The organism is Georhizobium profundi (assembly GCF_003952725.1).
GTDB lineage: Bacteria > Pseudomonadota > Alphaproteobacteria > Rhizobiales > Rhizobiaceae > Georhizobium > Georhizobium profundi.
The window spans coordinates 1088085-1106141 of record NZ_CP032509.1 but is presented as its reverse complement, the minus strand read 5'-3'; the positions used below and the strand labels follow the sequence as shown (position 1 = coordinate 1106141).

General features: G+C 62.5%; 18 protein-coding genes. 10 read left to right on the top strand and 8 right to left on the bottom strand.

Features of this window, described 5'->3' with window-relative positions; all coding sequences use genetic code 11:
- Positions 1-13 precede the first annotated feature (13 nt).
- The 5 genes from D5400_RS05165 to pyrC all read right to left on the bottom strand — a co-directional run bounded on the left by D5400_RS05165 (position 14) and on the right by pyrC (position 5285).
- Complete coding sequence (locus D5400_RS05165) at positions 14-937, bottom strand: carbohydrate kinase family protein (protein WP_126008333.1); 924 nt, start codon at positions 935-937, stop codon at positions 14-16.
- A gap of 50 nt (positions 938-987) precedes the next feature.
- Positions 988-2160, bottom strand: coding sequence for a carboxynorspermidine decarboxylase (nspC, locus tag D5400_RS05160; RefSeq protein WP_126008331.1), 1173 nt, complete (start codon positions 2158-2160; stop codon positions 988-990).
- A complete protein-coding gene (locus tag D5400_RS05155; RefSeq protein ID WP_126008329.1) occupies positions 2160-3422 on the bottom strand; it encodes a saccharopine dehydrogenase family protein in 1263 nt (420 codons plus the stop codon). Before D5400_RS05155 ends, nspC begins: the two co-directional genes overlap by 1 nt.
- Before the next feature lie 42 nt (positions 3423-3464).
- Entirely contained in the window at positions 3465-4163 is a 699-nt protein-coding gene (locus D5400_RS05150) for an orotate phosphoribosyltransferase (protein WP_126008326.1), read from the bottom strand.
- 84 nt (positions 4164-4247) lie between these two features.
- Positions 4248-5285, bottom strand: a complete 1038-nt coding sequence (gene pyrC, locus D5400_RS05145; RefSeq protein ID WP_126008324.1) for a dihydroorotase — start codon at positions 5283-5285, stop codon at positions 4248-4250.
- A 135-nt stretch (positions 5286-5420) separates the two neighbouring features.
- On the opposite strand from pyrC, the gene D5400_RS05140 reads away from it, so the two are divergent.
- The 3 genes from D5400_RS05140 (at position 5421) to D5400_RS05130 (ending at position 6750) form a co-directional block, all read left to right on the top strand.
- Positions 5421-6206, top strand: a complete 786-nt coding sequence (locus tag D5400_RS05140) for an SDR family oxidoreductase (protein ID WP_126008322.1) — start codon at positions 5421-5423, stop codon at positions 6204-6206.
- A 97-nt stretch (positions 6207-6303) separates the two neighbouring features.
- On the top strand, positions 6304-6546 hold the full coding sequence (locus D5400_RS05135; protein ID WP_126008320.1) for a DUF1902 domain-containing protein: 243 nt from the start codon (positions 6304-6306) through the stop codon (positions 6544-6546).
- A gap of 9 nt (positions 6547-6555) precedes the next feature.
- Entirely contained in the window at positions 6556-6750 is a 195-nt protein-coding gene (locus D5400_RS05130; RefSeq protein WP_126008318.1) for a type II toxin-antitoxin system HicA family toxin, read from the top strand.
- A 5-nt stretch (positions 6751-6755) separates the two neighbouring features.
- Here the strand turns inward: D5400_RS05130 and argE are convergent, their stop codons facing one another.
- Both argE and D5400_RS05120 read right to left on the bottom strand, forming a co-directional pair.
- Positions 6756-7913: an acetylornithine deacetylase gene (argE, locus tag D5400_RS05125; protein ID WP_205665518.1), complete on the bottom strand. Its 1158-nt coding sequence runs from the start codon at positions 7911-7913 to the stop codon at positions 6756-6758.
- Between the two features lie 8 nt (positions 7914-7921).
- Positions 7922-9121, bottom strand: a complete 1200-nt coding sequence (locus D5400_RS05120) for a M24 family metallopeptidase (protein WP_126008315.1) — start codon at positions 9119-9121, stop codon at positions 7922-7924.
- A 228-nt stretch (positions 9122-9349) separates the two neighbouring features.
- Between D5400_RS05120 and eutB the strand changes: the two genes are divergently transcribed.
- From eutB to D5400_RS05105, 3 genes are all read left to right on the top strand, one after another.
- On the top strand, positions 9350-10363 hold the full coding sequence (eutB, locus tag D5400_RS05115; RefSeq protein WP_126008313.1) for a hydroxyectoine utilization dehydratase EutB: 1014 nt from the start codon (positions 9350-9352) through the stop codon (positions 10361-10363).
- Positions 10356-11354, top strand: coding sequence for a cyclodeaminase (locus tag D5400_RS05110; protein WP_126008311.1), 999 nt, complete (start codon positions 10356-10358; stop codon positions 11352-11354). Before eutB ends, D5400_RS05110 begins: the two co-directional genes overlap by 8 nt.
- Positions 11355-11473: 119 nt before the next feature.
- A complete protein-coding gene (locus tag D5400_RS05105) occupies positions 11474-12844 on the top strand; it encodes an aspartate aminotransferase family protein (protein WP_126008308.1) in 1371 nt (456 codons plus the stop codon).
- Between the two features lie 89 nt (positions 12845-12933).
- On the opposite strand, the gene D5400_RS05100 is transcribed toward D5400_RS05105, so the two are convergent.
- Complete coding sequence (locus tag D5400_RS05100) at positions 12934-14148, bottom strand: ROK family transcriptional regulator (RefSeq protein ID WP_245451438.1); 1215 nt, start codon at positions 14146-14148, stop codon at positions 12934-12936.
- Positions 14149-14340: 192 nt separating this feature from the next.
- Here D5400_RS05100 and D5400_RS05095 point away from each other — a divergent pair, with 192 nt between their 5' ends.
- From D5400_RS05095 to D5400_RS05080, 4 genes are all read left to right on the top strand, one after another.
- A complete protein-coding gene (locus tag D5400_RS05095) occupies positions 14341-15375 on the top strand; it encodes a sugar ABC transporter substrate-binding protein (protein WP_126008306.1) in 1035 nt (344 codons plus the stop codon).
- Positions 15376-15533: 158 nt separating this feature from the next.
- The gene (locus D5400_RS05090; protein ID WP_126008304.1) at positions 15534-16625 is read left to right on the top strand and encodes an ABC transporter permease; all 1092 of its coding nucleotides are present in this window, start codon (positions 15534-15536) and stop codon (positions 16623-16625) included.
- Positions 16622-17422 carry an ATP-binding cassette domain-containing protein gene (locus D5400_RS05085; RefSeq protein ID WP_126008302.1) on the top strand — a complete coding sequence of 267 codons (801 nt, stop codon included), beginning with the start codon at positions 16622-16624 and terminating at the stop codon, positions 17420-17422. The genes D5400_RS05090 and D5400_RS05085 overlap by 4 nt, the downstream gene beginning before the upstream one ends.
- Positions 17419-18042, top strand: coding sequence for a nucleoside triphosphate hydrolase (locus tag D5400_RS05080; RefSeq protein WP_126008299.1), 624 nt, complete (start codon positions 17419-17421; stop codon positions 18040-18042). Before D5400_RS05085 ends, D5400_RS05080 begins: the two co-directional genes overlap by 4 nt.
- Positions 18043-18057 lie beyond the last annotated feature (15 nt).

Here is an 18057-nt window from a genome sequence, read left to right as displayed (position 1 = left end):
TAGAGCGTTATGCTCAAAATCCGATTTCGTGCGCCCAGGGCGGATTGGCACCCGGGCGCGACACGGTCACTGAGGCGGCTTTCGCGCCGAGGGCGAGCGCGTCTGCAATCGCCTGCTCGCCAAGCTCTGCGATGGAGCTTTTGGTAAGCAAAGACGAACGTTTGAGCGACGCCAAAATGCCCGCGTTGAATGTATCGCCGGCCCCGACCGTATCGGCCACATCAACGGGATTGCCCGGCATGCTGACGCGGTGGCGAATCGAAAGCCCGACTGCGCCTTCGGCCCCTTTCGTGACGACGACCAGCGACGGGCCAATTTTCAACCATTGTGCGGCTGCCGCCTCTGGCGTGTCGAAGCCGAACCAGGCCAGATCTTCATCAGACAGCTTGACGATATCGCTCATGGCGATCATCCGGTTCATGCGCTCCAGATGCGCCTGCCGGTCAGGGATGAAGCCAGGGCGAATGTTCGGGTCGAGCGAGATCACGCGGCGTGCCGCTTCTCGCTTCATCAAAGCCTCGTACGTCGCACCGCAGGGCTCCGGTATCAGGCTGATCGCCCCGAAATGCAGCGCCTTCACGTCCGCACCGAACGTCGGCAAGTCGGCCTCGGTGATCATTCGCCCGGCGGTATTTTCGTCGAAGAAGGCGTAGCTCGCATGGCCTTTGGTGAGCTTCACAAAGGCAAGCGTGGTCGGCCGGTCGAGGGTCGCACAATGTCTGTGATCGACATGGGAGCTGTCGAGCGTCGCTCGCAGGACATCGCCAAACATGTCGGAGGAAAGACCGGTGAAGAAGCCGGTGGCAATTCCCAAGCGCCCGAGAGCGACTGCTGTGTTGAAAACCGCCCCACCCGCATAGGGAGCGAAAGCGTCCTCTCCAGTGACCGATTTGCGCGGCAGCATGTCGATCAGGGCTTCACCACAGCAAACGATCATCGCATCCCTCCCAAGCATTCAATCGATTTAATCAATTCCGCCGGTCGTGGCTAGCCCAGCCGCTGCTCGAAATCGTCGTAGCCGAACGTCTTGACGATCTCCACGGTATCGGTACGTGCATCCCAGGTGGCGATCGACGGCAGCGGCGTGCCGTTGAAGGTCGTGTTCTTGACCATCGTGTAATAGGCGAGATCGAGGAAGACGAGCCGATCGCCGATCTGGGGACGCGTTTCGAAGCGATAGGTGCCGACGACATCGCCAGCAAGACATGTCGGTCCGCCGAGCCGCATCGTCAGATCATCCGCTTCGGACGCTGCCAGGCCACGCGGCAGAGCTGTCGCGCCAATGAGTTCCGGCGTGAACGGCGCTTCGATTACATCAGGCATGTGACAGGTTGCCGAAGCATCGAGGATGCCGATGGCGGCTCCGTTCTCGGCGATGTCCAGCAATTCGGCAACGAGCGCGCCGGCATGCAAAGCTACCGCCGTGCCAGGCTCGAGATAGACCTTGAGGCCAGTCCTTTCGCGAAAAGCCTGCAATCGTTCGACCAACCGATCGACCGGAAAATCCTCCTCGGTGATCAGCAGCCCGCCGCCGAGATTGATCCAGCGAACCGCACCGAAGAGATGCGCGCATCGCTCTTCGACGGCAGTCAGCAGGCGGTCGAACGCATCGAAATCATGGTCGCACAGCGCATGAACGTGCAGACCCTCGAAAGGCGCGAGGTCCTCTGCGGTGACCGCATCGGCGGGTACGCCGAGCCGCGACCACGGTGCACACGGATCATAAAGCGGTTGCGCCACTTCCGAATGCTCCGGGTTGATGCGCAAACCGAAATCAACGCCCGATGCTGCTTGAAGCTGCCCTTGGAAACGCTGCCACTGATGGAGCGAGTTCAGGATGACATGATCGGAATGTTCGAGAATACCTTCGATGTTCGCGGCCGAAAGCCCGGGTGCGTAGGTGTGGACCGCGCCGCCGAACCGCTCGCGCCCGAGACGTGCCTCGTAAAGCCCGCTCGCCGCTGTACCCGACAGATATCGACCGATCAGGTCACCAGCGCCGGGAAAGGAGAATGCCTTGAGCGCGAGCAGGATCTCGACGCCTGCGCGCTCGCCGACGGATTGCAGTAGTTTCAGATTGTCCTCGAGCTTGGTGAGATCGATGACATAGCAGGGGCTTGGCACGCGCGCGGGATCGAAGCGCTTGAAATTGCCCGCCATCAGGCCGCACCCGGCTTGGTGAACGGCCAGGAGCCATCGAGTGGCAGCTCCGTCTCGTGCCAGTCGATGCCGGTTTCCGGCATCAGCTTCAGGAACGGATCGGGATCCAGCTCCTCCATATGGGTCATGGTCTCAGGGTTCCACGTGCCGTTCGCCATCAACCGGATCGCAGTGATGACGGGGACGCCGGTCGAATAGGAAATCGATTGGCTGCCGACCTCCTCGTAGTTTTCCGCATGGTCGCAATTCGACCAGATGAAGAGCCGCTTCTCCTGACCATCCTTCATGCCGCGAATGTCGCAGCCGATGCAGATCTTGCCTTGGTAGTCCGGTGCGAGCGACGACGGATCCGGCAAGAGCGCCTTCACGAAACGGTTCGGCGCAACCTCGACCCCATCGACCTCCACCGGAATCGACGACGTGAGCCCCAGATTGTCGAGGACGTTGAACACCTTGAGATAATGTTCGCCGAAGCCCATCCAGAAGGTGATGCGCTCGGTGCCTGGGAAGGTGTAGGCCAGCGACTGCAGCTCGTCGTGCCCCATGGAATAGACGCGGTGCGAGCCCACCTGCGGCAGGGTGACGTCCATCCATTCGGAATGGTGCGGGATGGTCTTCCATGCACCCTTTTCCCAGGTGATCACGTCTTCCTTCACCTCGCGCAGATTGACGTCCGCATCGAAATTGGTCGCGAAATATCTGCCGTGGCTGCCGGCATTCACGTCGATGATGTCGATCGAAGAAATGCTGTCGAAATGGTGCTTGCGCGCATGGGCGCAGAAGATGTTCACGACACCCGGATCGAACCCCATGCCGAGAAATGCGTTCAGCTTCTTCCCGGCAAACTTTTCGCGGCGTGGCCACTCCACGTAGGAATACCAGGGCGCCTTGATGTCCTCGACATGCTCGTCCTCGCCAAGCGCGGTGTCGAGATAATGCGTGCCTGTGGCGAGGCAGGCGTCGAGAAGCGTCTCGTTGCAATAGGGCGACGCGACATTGATCAGGATCTGCGCGCCCGTCTCCGAGATCACGCGTTTAACGTCCTCGAGGTTGCGCGCGTCGATGACCATCGTCTCGATCAGGGGACCCTCGCCCGGCGCCGCCCAACGCTCCTGTACCTCTTGCGCGATCGCGGCGAGTTTATCCGCGTTGCGTGCTGCGAGAACGATCCCGCCGAACTCGGCGCGGAACTGGGCTGCCTTGTGAACTGTCACCTGGCCGACGCCACCGGCACCGACGATCAAGAGCTTCGGCTTCGTCACGGCCTGTCTCCCTCGTTGAATGTTTGAGCTAAGGAAAGAAAATCAGGATTGCGGCAGTTCGGAGATACCGCCATTGCGCGCCGACCATGCAAGCGGCGCATTGAGAAAGGCTTCCACCTCCGACAACGTCTGTTCGTCGAAGAGTTTCTGTTCGCGGGCAACGGCCAGCACATTGCGCCAGGTGGCGACATAGTGGAGCCGCACCTTGCCGTTTTCGAAGCGCTGCTCGGCTTCGGGAAAGATGCCGTAGAAAAAGAGCGCGATACCGTGATCGACGACCCCGCCCGCCGCACGGATCGCGTCGATGAACTTGAACATGCTGCCACCGGCCGTCGTCAGGTCCTCGATGACGAGCACGCGCGCGCCTTCCGGCATGTGGCCCTCAATCTGGGCATTGCGGCCGTGACCCTTCGGCGCCTTGCGCACGTAGATCATCGGCAGCCCGAGGCGATCGGCAAGCAAGGCCGCGAAGGGGATCCCGGCCGTCTCGCCGCCGGCAATGCAGTCGAATTGCTCGAATCCTGCATTGCGCAGAAGCGTACCAGCGGCAAAATCGATGACAGCAGAACGCACGCGGGGGTAGGACAAGAGCTTGCGGCAGTCGATATAAACGGGGCTGCGCATGCCCGATGCGAGCTTGTAGGGCTCGTCCGCCTTGAAATGCACCGCCTTGATCTCAAGCAGCATTTTCGCGACGAGTTCGGCGGCCACATCCTTGTCGGGGAAGCTGTTGGCGAACATCGGCGGATCCTTGACTGTCTGATCGGGCGGGCGGGAAAAGCGGGCGCCGGTTGATTAGCAGCAAGCGATGCGCGGCGCTACCCGTCAGACGACATCCCAGTGAACCGGGAACATCGGGTCGAAGAGCGTGACTGGCCCGGCGCCCGTTTCGATCTTTGCTGGGTAAGCGACCGGCTCGGCGCGCTTGCTCAGCGTCATCGTGCCCGTGTTGACCGGAAGGCCGTACCAGGCCGGACCGTTGAGCGAAGTAAACGCCTCCAGCCGGTGCAGCGCGCCCTCCTCCTCGAACACATGGGCAAGCAGCGGCATCGTGTTGGTGGCGGTGAAAATGCCGGCACAGCCGCAGCCGCATTCCTTCGTGGCATCCACGTGTGGCGCGGAATCCGTGCCGAGGAAGAACCGCGCGTCGCCCGACGTCGCGGCAGCGCGCAGCGCCAGGCGATGCGTCTCGCGCTTTGCGACCGGCAGGCAGTAATAATGCGGCCGGATACCGCCTGCGAGGATCGCGTTGCGGTTGATGATCAGGTGGTGGGTGGTGATCGATCCGGCGAGATTGCTGGAGGACGATTTGATGTAATCCACGCCATCCTTCGTCGTGACGTGCTCCATCGTGATCTTGAGTTCCGGCAGCCTCGCGCGCAGTGGCGCCAGCACCCGCTCGATGAAGACGGCTTCCCGGTCGAAGATGTCGATCGCAGGATCCGTGACCTCGCCATGGACACAAAGAGGAAGCCCGATCGATGCCATGCGCTCCAGGATCGGCATGACCTTGTCGATGTCGCGCACGCCGCTTGCCGAATTGGTGGTGGCGCCGGCCGGATAAAGCTTCACCGCCGTGACGAGGCCGCTCGCATGGGCGTCCGCCAGATCGTCGGCGTCGGTCGTTTCCGTCAGATAGAGCGTCATGAGCGGCTCGAAATCGGACCCTTCCGGCCGCGCTGCCAAAATACGTTCCCGATAGGCGCGCGCATCGGCTGCGGTGACGACCGGAGGGACAAGGTTCGGCATGATGATCGCGCGCGCGAAATGCGCCGTCGTGTGCGGCAGCACGCCCTCCAGCATCGCCCCGTCGCGCAGATGCAGATGCCAGTCGTCGGGGCGGCGGATGGTCAGTTCGGTCATGGAGGGTGTCTCGCGAGGCTTTGATATCGCCCTTCGTTAGCAGAGCCGGTCGGCCAAGGACAATCGCCGCGCCGCTTGTTGTTCACGGCTCCCGGCGGCTATACCGAGGCCCGAATAATGAAAAGGGAGAGCATCATGGATCTCGGATTGACCGGCAAACGCGCGCTCGTGCTTGCCTCCACACGCGGCCTCGGTCTCGGCATCGGCACCAAGCTCGCCGAAGAAGGCGCGCACGTACTGCTTTCCGGCCGCTCCCGCGACAAGCTTGAACACGCCGTCACCACGATCCGCGAAGCCGGTGGCAAGGCCGATTTCGTCGAAGCCGATCTCACCGATCCGGGCGTCGTGGATACGCTCGCCGCAGCAGTTGCCGAGAAGCTTGGCGGCATCGACATCCTCGTCAACAACACCGGCGGCCCGCCCCCCGGCGCGATGACCGACGCCTCGCTCGAGGTCCTGGCAAAGCAGTTCGACACGATGGTGCTGCGCGTGATGGCGATCACGCAGCGCTTCCTGCCCGCGATGAAGGATCAAGGGTTCGGCCGCATCCTCACCGTCGCCTCCTCCGGCGTCATCCAGCCGATCCCCAATCTCGGCCTCTCCAATGCGCTCCGCTCCGCACTGGTCGGATGGTCGAAATCGATGGCAAACGAGAACGCCGGTGCCGGCGTCACCTTCAACATGCTCCTGCCCGGCCGCATCCAGACTGAGCGGGTCGATGAGCTGGACGAAGCCAATTCCAAGCGCACCGGCAAGCCGATCGAAGACATCCGCGAAACCGCCCGCGCCTCGATCCCCGCCGGCCGCTACGGCACCGTCGACGAATTCGCCTCCGTCGCCGCGTTCCTCGTGTCGGTACCCGCAAGCTACGTGACCGGCGGCCTGATCCGCTGCGACGGCGGCGCGATCAAGTCGGTGTGAGAATGCAGTAGGGCGTCGGCGTTGACAGAAATCAGCCCGCCGCCCCATATCTCTTCCATGAGCGCAGCGGTGCGAGGTACCGCGAAAGGATCCGGTGATGCGACCCGAGCATGAATTCTTTGTCGCTGTCGAATGGGATGAGGAAGCACAGGTCTGGTACGTCGCCGACAGCGATGTCCCGGGCCTTGCCACTGAGGCGTCATCCATGGACCAGATGATCGCCAAGCTGAAAGTGATGGTGCCTGAGCTTCTCGAGGAGAACGGCGTCATCGAGGCTGTCCACGCAGAGGTGCCGTTTGCGCTGATGGCGAACGTCGCCGGCATTGCATCGCGCGCCTGACGCCGACGGATGCCGGGCTACACCAAAGCGGTCAAAGACATCCTTCGCGAGAACGGTTGCGCATTCTTCCGCCACGGCAAGGGCGATCACGAGATCTGGTGGAATCCGACGACCGGCAAGAAATTCCCGGTCGATAGCGACATAAAATCGCGCCACACGGCCAATCAAATCATGAAACAGGCGGGCATCGACCACGAATTCTGATCGACTCACCGGCTCACCTTGTCCGCCAGCCGCTCCAGCATCCCAAGGCACTGGTCGAGTTGGTCGAGACTGATGAATTCGTCCGGCTTGTGGGCCTGCGCGATCGAACCAGGTCCGCAGACGACGGCCGAAATGCCGGCCTTCTGAAAGAGGCCGGCCTCGGTACCGAAGGAAACGACATCGGCCTCGTTGCGGCCCGTCAGTTCGCGCGCGATGGCAAGCGCTTCGGAATGGCTCGCCGGCTCCAGCCCTTCGACCTCGCCGATCACGTGGGTCACGATATCGGTTGCTGGGTCGACCGCATGCATCGCCGGCCTCAGCACCTGATCGACGAAGGCACGCATCTCCGCCTTGACGAAATCAGCGTCGGCGGAGGTCACCGGCCGCATTTCCCAGTCGACGCGGCAGTCGCTCGCCACCACGTTGCGTGCCGGACCGCCGACGATGGCGCCGGCCTGAAGCGTCGTCCACGGTGGCGTGAACGGGCTGCCTTCAGGCGACCGCGCCTTCAGCGGCTCGCGCAATTCGAGCAGGCGCGTGATGTAGCTGACGGCGTATTCGATGGCATTCACGCCCGCATCGGGGATGGAGGCATGGCCGCCCGAGCCGGTGAAATGCGTCGTGTACTCGAAGCACCCCTTGTGGCCTTCGATGATGCGCATCTCTGTCGGCTCGCCGATGATGACGCCCGACGGTCGAATTCCTGCTTCGGCAAGATCGGCAATCAGGGTCCGCGCGCCGAGGCAGCCGACCTCCTCGTCATAGGTGAAGGCGAAATGCACGGGGCGGGCAAGATCGCGCGCGGCGAAGACCGGTGCCACGGCAAGACATGCGGCGATAAAGCCCTTCATGTCGCAGGTGCCGCGCCCATAGAGCAGGCCGTCGGCTTCCCGAAGCGCGAACGGTTCGCTCGTCCACTCCTGTCCCTCGACGGGCACCACATCGGAATGCCCCGAAAGCACGATGCCGCCATCCACACCGGGCCCGAGCGAGGCGAAGAGGTTCGCCTTGCGCCCGTCCGGATCCTGCGAGATGCGAATGTCCGCGCCGGATTGCTTCAAGAGGTCCGCGGCATAGGCGATCAGGTCGAGATTGCTGTCCGACGACACCGTCGGATAGGCGATGAGATCGGCAAGGATCGCTCGGGTCCGCTCCAGCAACATGAAGCCCGCTAATCCTTCACATACATCTTGCGGGGACGGTTGCAGAGGCATTCGGCCGCCGCGCCGTCGCGGATCAGGATGCTCTCGGTGATCTCGAGACCCCAATCCTTCATCCAGAGTCCCGGCATGAAGTGGAAGGTCATGCCAGCTTCCAGAATGGTGTCGTCATTTTCGCGGAACGAGATGGTCCGCTCGCCCCAATCTGGCGGATAAGAAATTCCGATCGGATAGCCGCAGCGCGCGCCGCGATCGATGCCGATCTTCTCGAGCTCGTAGTGGAAGGCACGCGCGACATCGCCGGCGCGCGCACCAGGACGCGCGGTCTCGAGCCCAGCTTCGAGGCCGAGCACAACGGCCATTTCCGCATCGAGCAGATATTGCGGCGGCTTGCCGAGAAACACTGTCCGGCAGAACGGCACGTGATAGCGGCGGTAGCATCCGGCGATCTCGAAGAAAGTCGCTTCACCCGTCTTGAAGGGTTGCGCGCTCCAGGTGAGGTGCGGCGCGGCGGCATCCGATCCGCTCGGCAGGAGCGGCACGATCGCCGGATAGTCGCCCCAGATGCCCTCTTCCGTGCCGTCGTCGAGACCACGGATCGTGTCCGCATAGATCTCGGCCACCACCTCGTTCTTCTTCATGCCCGGCTCGACGCGCTCCACGATGCCGTCGACGACCTTTTCCGCAATCAGCGCCGCCTTGCGCATGAAGGCGAGTTCCTCGTTCGACTTGACCGTGCGCTGCCAGTTCACCAGCCCTGTCGCATCGCTGAAGGTTGCGTTCGGCAGCTCGTATTCGAGCACGAGGTAGGCTTTGGCGGAGAAGTAATAATTGTCGAGCTCGAGCCCGATACGCGACGACGAATGGCCCTTGTCGCGGATCAGCGCGGCCAGCGTCTGCATCGGATGAATGTCGCGCGATTGCACATAGTGGTCGGCATAAGGGATGCAGCGCGCATCCTCCATGTAGACGGTGCGCACCGCCCCATTGGCATCCTGCCCGCGCCCCCACCAGATCGGGTCTTCATCGTGGAAGATGAGCACGCCCTGGTGCACGTAGAACGACCAGCCGTCATAGCCGGTCAGCCATGCCATGTTGGAAGGATCCTCGACGAACAGGACATCGATCTCCTGCCTGCGCATGGAGTCGCGCACGAGACGCAGGCGGCGCTCATATTCGGCGTGGCTGAAAGGCAATGCACTGGCGGGCATCAGCAGACTTCCTGATCTAAAACGACATTTTTAGGCACCGTCACACTATGCCTACACTACAAGCAGTACGGGCAACAACCTGTCTGAATGCGACGTCCGGATGCCGCGACGAGCCAGCCGCCTGGAGCTTGAAACGGAGCGAAACTTGACAGCGCAGACGCCGCCGTGGTCGGCTTGCGGCTTCAAGAACGCATCAAATCTCGGAAAATCACCGGAGAACGTGCCGTATTGGCTTCCTTCAGCTTCAGCGACATCGAGCAGGCACAAGCGACCATCGCAGGCCATGTGCTCCGCACACCCCTCGTTGAAGCCACGGCATTGTCCCGTCTCCTCGGCACCGAGCTTCTCCTGAAGCTGGAATCGCTGCAGCCCATCGGCGCGTTCAAGCTGCGCGGGGCCGTCAACGCGATCATGCAGCTTCCGGCCGATGTTGCCGGTGTCACCTGTTGCTCGACCGGCAATCATGGTCGCGCAGTCGCCCATGCCGCCAAATCCCGTGGCATTCGTGCGGTCGTCTGCATGTCTACGCTTGTGCCGAAGACCAAGGTGGACGGCATCCGGGCGCTCGGCGCAGAGGTGCGGATCGTGGGAATTAGCCAGGATGATGCGCAGGAGGAAGCGGCGCGCCTGGTGGCCGAGGAGGGCCTGGTGGATATCCCGCCCTTCGACCATCCGCATGTCATCGCCGGACAAGGTACGATCACGCTCGAGATGCTGGAAGACCGGCCCGACATCGAAACGCTGCTGATCCCGCTTTCCGGCGGTGGTCTCGCCGCGGGCATGGCGCTTGCCGCCAAGCACATCAAACCCTCGATCCGGGTGGTGGGCATCTCGATGGACCGCGGCGCGGCAATGCACGAAAGCATCCGCGCCGGCCGTCCCGTCGCTGTCACCGAAGTCGCGAGCCTCGCCGATTCACTCGGCGGCGGCATCGGGCTCCAGAACCAGCACTCTTTCAAGCTCTGCCGGGACTTCCTGGATGAAACCATCCTCGTCACCGAAGACGAGATCTACCGGGCGATGCAGGCCCTGTTCTACGAGGAGCGCATCGTGGCCGAGGGCGCCTGCGTGGTGGGCATCGCCGCGATCATGGCTGGAAAGCTCAAAGAGCTTGAAGGTCCAGTCGCGACCGTCATCACCGGACGCAACGTCGATATGGGCGTCTTCAACCGCATCATGGCGGGAGACGATATCGTCCTTGGCGACGTCACCGTGAAAGGAAGGACCTACGACCATGGCTGAGCCACGCGACGTTCTCATCCTCACCGAGCGCGACCTTCGCGAACTCGTCCATCTGGACCATGCAGCCATCAACGTCGTGGAAAAAGCATTCGCGGCTTTGGCAAGCGGCAAGGTCGTGATGCCGCCGATCCTGTCCATGGCGATCCCCGAAGCACATGGCGAGGTGGACGTAAAGACCGCCTTCATTCCCGGCTTCGAAGGCTTTGCCATCAAGGTGAGCCCCGGCTTCTTCGACAATCCGAAGCTCGGCCTTCCGAGTCTGAACGGCCTGATGATCCTCTTTTCAGCACGCACGGGCCTCGTCGAGGCACTGCTGATGGACAATGGCTACCTCACCGACATCCGCACGGCAGCAGCCGGCGCGGTCGCCGCGAAACATCTCGCGCCGCAGACGGTCGATACGGCTGCTGTCTTCGGCACCGGCGTCCAGGCGCGGCTGCAGATGAAGGCAGCGCATCTCGTCCGGCCGTTCCGAAAGCTCATCGTCTGGGGCCGCGATCGGGCGAAGACGGAAGCCTGCGCCGCCGATCTTGCCGCAGAGCTTGGCATCGAGGTCGTCGCCGAACCGGATGGCGAAAAGGCCGTCGCCGAAAGCCAGCTCGTCGTGACGACGACGCCTGCCCGCGAACCGATCCTGAAGGCTGAATGGCTTCATCCGGGCCTCCACATCACCGCAATGGGTTCCGACAGCCCTGAAAAGAACGAAATCGAACCAGAAGCCCTCGCCCGCGCCGATCTCTACGTCGCCGATCGTGCAAGCCAGTGCGAAACGCTCGGTGAACTGCGGACCGCAATCGAAGCCGGGCTTTGGGGAGCAGGTCAGCCGGTCGAATTGGGTGACATCGTTGCGGGCAAGGTCGAAGGTCGCATGTCCGAGGATGCGATCACCATGTGCGACCTGACAGGCACCGGCGCGCAGGACACCGCCATTGCGACCTTCGCCCTCGGGGTTGCCAAGGCGGGGGGTAAGGGTTCAAAAGTGGCCCTATAGGCCCGCACCTCCGATTTCTGCCGCAAAATGCGCCATGGAGGGGCCCGAAGGCCCGGCCGCTGCATCGAATTGCCGGCAAGAGGGCGCTGGAAACCAAGAGACCACCCGACGGAGTAACCATGCTCAGGAACGACCAGCTCGACCAGTGGGACCGCGAGAATTTCTTCCACCCCTCCACGCATATGGGCCAGCACGAACGCGGTGAAAGCGCCAACCGCGTCATCACCGGCGGCTCGGGCGTCTATATCGAAGATCGCAACGGCAACCGCCTTCTCGATGGCTTTGCCGGCCTCTACTGCGTGAATGTCGGCTATGGCCGCCAGGAGATCGCCGATGCGATCGCCGCCCAGGCCAAGGAACTGTCCTACTATCACGCCTATGTCGGCCACGGCACAGAAGCCTCCATCACGCTCGCGAAGATGGTGATGGACCGCATGCCCGAGCACATGTCGAAGGTCTATTTCGGCCTTGGCGGCTCGGACGCGAATGAAACCAACATCAAGCTCGTCTGGTACTACAACAACATCCTCGGCCGTCCCGAGAAGAAGAAGATCATCTCGCGCTGGCGCGGCTATCATGGCTCGGGCCTGATGACCGGATCGCTGACCGGTCTGACGCCCTTCCACAACAAATTCGATCTGCCGCTCAGCCAAGTGCTGCACACCGAAACGCCGTCCTATTTCCGCCGGCCCGATCTCGACATGAGCGAAGCCGACTTCGTCACCCATTGCGCCGACAAGCTCGAAGAGATGATCGCGGCGGAAGGTGCCGACACCATTGCAGCCTTCATCGGTGAGCCGATGCTTGGCACGGGCGGCATCGTTCCCCCGCCGGCCGGTTACTGGAACGCCATCCAGGCAGTGCTCGACAAGCATGACATCCTGCTGATCGCCGACGAAGTCGTTACCGGCTTCGGCCGTCTCGGCACCATGACGGGCTCGGCGCATTACGGCCTGAAGCCCGACATCATCACCATCGCCAAGGGCCTTACCTCGGCCTATGCGCCGCTTTCCGGATCGGTCATTTCGGACAAGGTCTGGCAGGTTATGGTGAAGGGTTCCGACGAGATGGGGCCGATCGGCCACGGCTGGACCTATTCGGCGCATCCGATCGGCGCGGCCGCCGGCGTCGCGAACCTCAAACTCGTTGACGACCTCGGTCTCGTCGAGAATGCGGGAACGGTCGGCGCCTATCTGAACGAAAAGATGAAGGACGCCGTTGCGGATCACCCACAGGTTGGCGATGTCCGCGGCGAAGGCATGCTTTGTGCGGTGGAATTCGTCGACGACAAAGCGAGCCGGAAATTCTACGACCCCTCCCGCAAGATCGGTCCAGCCGTTTCAGCGGCTGTCCTGAAGCAGGGCGTCATCGGCCGCGCCATGCCGCAGGGCGACATCCTGGGCTTCGCCCCACCGCTCTGCCTGACCCGCGAGGAAGCCGACAAGATCGTCGACGCCACGCGCGCCGCGATCACTGAAGTCTTTGGCTGATCAACAATAACGGGCTGGTCACCGAAATCGTGCCCAGCCCTCGTGGTTCGACAGGCTCACCATGAGGGCTGGATAGCCTGAATGCGCGGTTAGGCTTCGCGCATCAGCGTGTGCTGGTCGATCAGATACTTGTCGAAAAGCGGGAGACTGGCCGCGCCGAGGGCTCGGGCGATCGGGCCGATCGTGCCGGCTTCCACGGTTGGCACGTCGATGCCCTGCATATCCATTCCGGCGATCGCATCGCGGGTTGCAGAGACGAGCGCATCGCGGACGGTCTGGGGCATGGCCCCATCGATGATAACCGTTTCGAAGTCGATGATCGAGACGGATGCGACGATGGCATAGGCAAGGCCTCTCGCAACTGTGACGACCCAGTCATTCACATGCGCCCCGAATTGCGACCAGTCTTCCGGCGTCTGCCACAAGGGTGATGGATCGATCCAGTCGGCGACCAGCATCCTTTCGAGCACCATGATCGACGCCTGGTCGAGCAATCGCTCGGTCCGCCCCCCTCGCCCTGGCACCGGCATGGAGCCGAGCGCGCCGGCATTACCGCTGCGCCCCGCATAGAGACTGCCGTTGAGCACGATGCCGCCGCCGATGAAGGTGCCGACATAGAAATAGATGAAATCCTGGCGGCTGGCGCGCTCGCCGAAGATTAGCTCCGCCGCGCAGGCCGCCGTCGCGTCGTTCTGCAGATAGACAGGGAAGTTGCAGATCGCGTCGATCTCGCGCTTCAGGTCGAAATGCCGCCACCGGTCCATCTGCGCCTGTGGCGCACCGACCTCATCGTGCCAGTTCCAAAGCTGAAACGGCATGGCGATGCCGAGCCCCGCGATGCGGCTTTGCTGGTCGGCACCGAGCGCTGCGATCATCTCCGCCAGCCCCTCACGCACGAAGGCCAGAATGGCATCGGGATCCGGATAGGCGTAGCCCGCATGCCGGCTTGCGACCGGCTGGCCGAGGAAATTGATGACGATGAGATCGGCGCTGCGCCGGCCGACTTTCAGGCCGATGAAGAAGGCGCCTTCCGGATTGATCGACAGCGGCACAGATGGTTGCCCCACCTTGCCGCGAATGGGTTCGCCGCGCACCAGCAGTCCGTCGGCTTCGAGTTCACGCATGATGACGGAGATGGTTTGAGCGGAAAGGCCGGTCATGCGGGCGATCTCGGTCTTCACCAGCACGGCATGGCGACGAACGAGGCTCAGCACGAGCCGTTCGTTGTAAGCGCGCATCCCGCTCTGGTTCGAGCCGCGCAATTGCTGGCCGCCGGCCTCTTGCAGCCCGCCCGTCAGCGCCATTGATGTCCTCCCTGCCAATGCCGGACGTCCTTCGCAGGTCTCCCCGGCAGAGACAAGGATGAGCGCGACACGGGCAGCGTGTCAATAACTAAATAAGAGTGATTTATTTATTGACACGCGTCGACGCTTGGTGTTTCGTTTGCTCAGCGCCGGACAGGGAGTGGTCCGGATCGTCATTCTGGGAGGAACATCATGACACGCTACGCTAGTCTCGCGTCGACTGCCCTTGCCGCCGTCACCGCCGGCTTCATTATGGCCACGCCCGCCAAAGCGCAGGATACGGTCAGCGCCTGCCTTATCACAAAGACCGACATCAACCCCTTCTTCGTCAAGATGAAGGAAGGCGCCACCGCCAAGGCCGAAGAACTCGGTGTCGAGCTGTCCACCTATGCCGGCCGTGTTGATGGTGACCACGAAACCCAGGTCCAGGCGGTCGAATCCTGCATCGCCTCTGGCGCAAAGGGCATCCTGATCACGGCGTCCGACACCAAGGCGATCGTAGACGTTCTCAAGACTGCCCGAGACAACGGTGTGCTCGTCATCGCCCTCGACACGCCGCTCGAGCCCATCGACGCCGCCGACGCCACCTTCGCGACCGACAACTTCAAGGCCGGCGAACTGATCGGCCAGTGGGCGGCAGCCCAGCTCGGCGACGAAGCCGCCAACGCCAAGATCGCGATGCTGGACCTTTCGCCCAGCCAGCCTTCCGTCGACGTGCTGCGCAACCAGGGATTTCTGTCCGGCTTCGGCATCGAGCTTGGCGATGAGAACATGATCGGCGACGAGGAAGACGAACGCATCGTCGGCAACGACGTGACCGCCGGCAACGAGGAAGGTGGCCGCCGCGCCATGGAAAACCTTCTTCAGGTCGATCCGGAAATCAACGTCGTCTACACGATCAACGAACCGGCAGCGGCAGGCGCCTATGAAACGCTGCGCTCCTTCGGTCGCGAGAACGACGTGATCATCGTGTCCGTCGATGGCGGCTGCCCAGGTGTCCAGAACGTGCAGGAAGGCATCATCGGCGCAACCTCACAGCAATATCCGCTGGAGATGGCGGCGCTTGGCATCGAGGCCATCGCGAAGTTCGCCGAAACGGGCGAGAAGCCCAAGCCGACCCCGGGCCTCGACTTCTACGATACCGGCGTGCAGCTCGTGACCGATCAGGCGGTCGACGGCGTCGAGTCGATCAGCGTCCAGGAAGGCCTGGAGCTCTGCTGGGGATGACAGCTTTCTGCCGGGCGGAAGACAGGAGCTGTTTTCCGCCCGGATCCGCCATCTGGCGTGATCAACAGGCCAATTCGCCCATGCCATTGTGCACCGCAGATTGATTGGCGGTCCATTCCGCTTCACGCTCTTCGTCGCGAACGATGGGAGGTTCCACCATGACCACGACAGACCAGCCCTCGGCTGCGGTGCGAAGCCGGCAATCCTTCGAGGAAACCCTGGAGGCGAGCGACCGCAGGGTCGCTGAATTCGAAGCGCGCAATCAGACAGTCATCGAGCGGTTGCAGCACTTCCTGCATGGCAATCCGACCATGGTGCCGGTCATCGTGCTGCTGGTGTCGGTCATTGCCTTCGGGTTTGTAGCTGGCGACCGGTTCTTCTCCGCTTTCAACCTTTCGCTGATCATGCAGCAGGTCTCGATCATCGGCATCCTCGCCGCAGCTCAGAGCCTTGTCATCCTGACGGCCGGCATCGACCTTTCCGTCGCAGCCATCATGGTGCTGATGTCGGTCATCATGGGCAATCTCGCCGTGTCCATGGGCGTGCCGGCGCCAATCGCCATACTGATCGGCTTTGTCGGCGGCACTGCAGCTGGCGCCATGAACGGCCTTTTGGTCACGCGCCTCAAACTGCCGCCCTTCATCACGACGCTCGGCACCTGGAACATCTTCTTCGCGCTCAATCTCTGGCTCTCCGGAGCCCAGTCGATCCGCAGCCAGGACATCGATGCCGAGGCGCCGATCCTCAAGCTTTTCGGCCAGAACTTCGGCATGTTCGGCGCGCAATTCTCCTATGGGTCAGTGCTGATGGTGCTGATCTTCGGCGCACTCTGGTACATGCTGAACCGCACCGCCTGGGGCCGGCATGTCTACGCGGTCGGCGACGACCGGGAAGCCGCCGAACTCGCCGGCATCCGCACAAATCGAATTCTCGTCTCGGTCTATGCGCTGGCAGGCCTCGTCTGCGCGCTCGGCGCCTGGGCCTCCATTGGCCGCGTCGGCTCGGTGTCCCCCCAGAGCTTCTATGAGGGAAATCTGCAATCCATCACGGCTGTCGTCATTGGTGGCATTTCGCTGTTTGGCGGTCGTGGATCGATCATGGGCCCCTTGATCGGCGCCCTGATCGTCGGCGTCTTCCAGTCCGGCCTTCGCCTCGTCGGTGTCGATGTTCTCTGGCAGGTTTTCGCCATCGGCTGGCTCATCATCATCGCGGTCGCGATCGACCAGTGGATCAGAAAGGTTTCGGCATGAGCACGGTTTCAGGAAATGCCTCTCGCCCGATCCTGAAGGCACGCGGCCTCGTGAAGCGCTATGGCCGAGTAACCGCGCTCGACAACGCCGATTTCGATCTCTATCCGGGTGAAATCCTCGCGGTGATCGGCGACAACGGGGCCGGCAAATCCTCCCTGATCAAGGCGCTCTCCGGCGCCGTCACGATCGACGATGGCGAGATGGAACTCGATGGCAAGCCAATGCGCTTCTCCTCGCCCATGCAGGCGCGCGAAGCCGGTATCGAAACCGTCTACCAGACGCTGGCGCTTTCTCCGGCGCTCTCGATTGCCGACAACATGTTTCTCGGCCGCGAGATCCGCAAGGCAGGTCCGCTCGGCTCCATCTTCAAGCTGCTCGACAGGGGCGCCATGGAGCGCATCGCCCGTGAGAAGCTCTCCGAACTCGGCCTCATGACGATCCAGAACATCGCCCAGCCAGTCGAGACCCTATCGGGCGGCCAGCGCCAGGGCGTTGCAGTTGCGCGCGCTGCTGCGTTCGGCTCCAAGGTCATCATCATGGACGAACCGACAGCGGCGCTCGGCGTCAAGGAATCCCGTCGCGTGCTTGAACTGATCCTGGATGTGCGCAAGCGCGGCATTCCGATCGTGCTCATCTCGCACAACATGCCCCATGTCTTTGAAGTGGCCGATCGCATCCACATTCACCGGCTCGGGCGAAGGCTGTGCGTTGTCCGGCCGGGCGATCATTCCATGTCCGATGCCGTCGCCTTCATGACGGGGGCAAAATCTCCGCCTGAGGATGTTCTGGCCGCATGAACTTTAGCTTTGAGGACCTTGCGCAACAGGTCGCGGACCGTGCATCCGGTCGCGACCGCTTCGTCGTCGCCTTGGCGGGTCCTCCCGGTGCCGGCAAGTCGACCGTGGCGGAGCGGCTGGTCAAAGCGTTGAACCAAAGAAGCGAAATCGCAGCCTTACTGCCGATGGACGGGTTTCACCTCGATAACATCGTGCTCGAGGCACGGGGCCTCACGCATCGCAAAGGAGCCCCCGAGACCTTCGACGCGCAAGGCTACGTGTCCCTCCTCCAGCGCGTTCGCGCCGTTCCCGCTGCCGAGATAGCCGTCCCCTTATTCGACAGGATGCTCGATCTCGCCCGTGCCGGAGGCGCGATCGTCGCACCGCATCACCGGATCATTGTGACAGAAGGCAATTATCTCTTGGTGGACCGGTTCCCATGGGCGGACCTCTCCTCCCAGTTCGACCTGACGATCTGGCTCGATGTGGATGACGACACGCTCCAAGAGCGCCTCATCCGCCGCTGGCTTCACCACGGACTGTCGAGGGAAGCCGCCATCAGCCGTGCCCTCGACAACGACATGCAAAATGTCTCTTGGGTGAAACGCCTCTCCGGACCGGCGGACATCACGCTGCGATAGTCATCCCCGCAGCCG